4 protein-coding genes are annotated in these 2,209 nt (G+C 36.4%); 3 read left to right on the plus strand and 1 reads right to left on the minus strand.

The genetic code is table 11. The annotated features are described in order from the left end of the window. The 3 genes from HMPREF2726_RS14720 to HMPREF2726_RS07345 form a co-directional block, all read left to right on the plus strand. Positions 1–710, plus strand: a 710-nt coding sequence (locus HMPREF2726_RS14720; RefSeq protein WP_246827874.1) for an RHS repeat domain-containing protein, incomplete at its 5' end; no start/stop codon positions are given. Then, positions 701–1,141: a hypothetical protein gene (locus HMPREF2726_RS07340; protein WP_053090213.1), complete on the plus strand. Its 441-nt coding sequence runs from the start codon at positions 701–703 to the stop codon at positions 1,139–1,141. The genes HMPREF2726_RS14720 and HMPREF2726_RS07340, both read left to right, overlap by 10 nt. Before the next feature lie 423 nt (positions 1,142–1,564). After that, positions 1,565–1,981: a CTP synthase gene (locus HMPREF2726_RS07345; protein ID WP_070602838.1), complete on the plus strand. Its 417-nt coding sequence runs from the start codon at positions 1,565–1,567 to the stop codon at positions 1,979–1,981. Here the strand turns inward: HMPREF2726_RS07345 and HMPREF2726_RS14430 are convergent. Next, the coding region (locus HMPREF2726_RS14430; protein WP_246827875.1) for a hypothetical protein at positions 1,968–2,209 on the minus strand (242 nt) is incomplete at its 5' end. The genes HMPREF2726_RS07345 and HMPREF2726_RS14430 overlap by 14 nt on opposite strands.

The raw sequence follows: 2,209 nt of genomic DNA on the forward strand, positions 1-2,209 counted from the left end.
ACCTCGCCTATTTCCACAACGACCAAATCGGCATACCGAAAGAGATGACCGACATCCATGGCAATCTCTTGTGGTACGGAGAATACACCGCCTGGGTTCGTCTGAAAAAGGACGAACGGGTTTACAAAAACGCGCATCAACCGTTCAGATTGCAAAACCAATACTTCGATGAAGAGACCGGGCTGCATTACAACCTGATGCGGTATTACGAGCCTGAGGCCGGGCGGTTTGTAAATCAGGACCCGATTAAATTAATTGGTGGAGATAATTTATATCAGTTTGCACCGAATTCCATTGGGTGGATTGATACTTTAGGTTTGGCACGTAGAGGAACTTACAGAGGAGAGAGAAAGAGCCATAAAGGAGGAGAAACCAATCACTCTCCAGCTTGGGGAGCATATAAAGATTTACCAAATAGACCGTCTTATGGTTCTGCACCTGCGTATCATATGGATAAAGTTGATCATAGAGGCATGTCAAGTACAGGGAGTTCAACTACTGTTCGTCGTTGGAGATCGCAACAAAGACAATTTATTCTTCAAGGTCGATGGGATTTGGCTATGGAGATGGATATTATTGAAACCAAGAGGAAATTTGAAGATAAATATGATAAAAGATTGAGAAGGATGGTGCGAGAAGCTGTTAGACAGAAATTAATCACTAAATATCAAGCATCTAAACTAAGAAAGGTCATTGGAAAATGCAAGTGAATGAAGTTAAAATTATTCCTTTTAAAGGCATAGATTTAGGTAATCGTTTTTTTCAACTTGGAAATACGATGGAGCAAATTATTGCTAAATATGGAAAGGCAGCAAAGGTTATAGAAGATAACATTCTTAAAATTACTTCTGAATATAGAGATGCCTGCACATTAGAATATAAAAATAATAAATTAGTTAGCATTATTTGTAGTAAACATCTGAATCCAATATTTGATAATTTAAATCTTTTTGAGCCTGAAAATATTAAAAAATTAAAAGAAGAATATGATTGCATTGATGGAAAAGCATATATTACATTTCCCACTTTAGGTATTTCCATAGGTGGCATGTCCAAAAAAAGGATACCTGAAGGTAAAGTTGTTATAGTCTTCGTAAAAGAGGAGATAGATACTTATGAATTTTTTGCTAATGAGGATTGAGAAGCTGTCGCTCGCTTAAATCCAAGCCGTAGCCTGCATAAACTCTTAAGTCCTGACGTAAGGTATGTGCGGTACGCACGCACGCGGTTTCTGTTTTTCAGACGACCTCACTATCTTCTTTGAGGTCGTCTGAATCATTTGTTCTTTAACAATCTCATTAGCAGTTGACATAGAGGTCGTCTGAAAACGAACTTTCAGGCGACCTTCATCTTATTTCGTCAAAAATGTGCGCATGAAAGGGTTTTCATATCATACTGCTGCCTTTGAAATAGAATAAAAGGCGTATATAAAATCATGTAGGAAGGATGATTTCGGAAACCAAACGGCAGGGATTAATTTCTAGGAAACAGGCAGCAAGATTGCGTAGAATTATTGGTAAATGTTCCTAATTTTATTAATGTAAATATATTGGAAAGGGTTAATATGACCTACTTGATTAAGCCATATGAATCAATTGGTGATTTTGTATTTGGTACTTCTATTGAGGAAATACAAGAAAAATATGGAAAACCAGCAAGAATGGTTGAAGATAATATTATGAATAATAAGGTGGAATATAGGAATGCTTGTGAGTTAGTTTATGAAAACGATAAATTGGTTTATGGATATTGCTTAAAAGATTCTAATCCCATATTAGGAGATATTGATATATTTAAAAATTCAATCGAAGACCTTAAAGCTATCGATTCAGAATTTATCGAAGGAAAAAAATATATTCTTTTTAAGAATCTCGGGATTTGTATAGGAGGTATGACAGGAAAAAAAATTCCTGAAGGCAAGTTATTAATTGCATTTGATAAAAATCACTTTGATTTTTTTGAATGTTTTATCGAGGTGTAATCGAACTGTAAGCCAATGAAACTCCCAATTCCGATGTAGAGTAAGTCGTAGCCTGCACAAAACCTTCAGTCCTGGCGTAGGGTTTGTGCGGTACGCACGCATGCGGTTTCTGTTTTTCAGACGACCTCACTATCTTCTTTGAGGTCGTCTGAAACATTTGTTCTTTAACAATCTCATTAGCGGTTAACATAGAGTAGAGGTCGTCTGAAAACCAACTTTCAGATGACC

The sequence above is a fragment of the Neisseria sp. HMSC074B07 genome, assembly GCF_001810355.1.
Lineage (GTDB): Bacteria > Pseudomonadota > Gammaproteobacteria > Burkholderiales > Neisseriaceae > Neisseria.

Coding starts and splice junctions, on each gene's coding strand:
- HMPREF2726_RS07340 (WP_053090213.1), top strand. CDS start 701: ATGCAAGTGAATGAAGTTAAAATTATTCCTTTTAAAGGCATAGATTTA.
- HMPREF2726_RS07345 (WP_070602838.1), top strand. CDS start 1,565: ATGACCTACTTGATTAAGCCATATGAATCAATTGGTGATTTTGTATTT.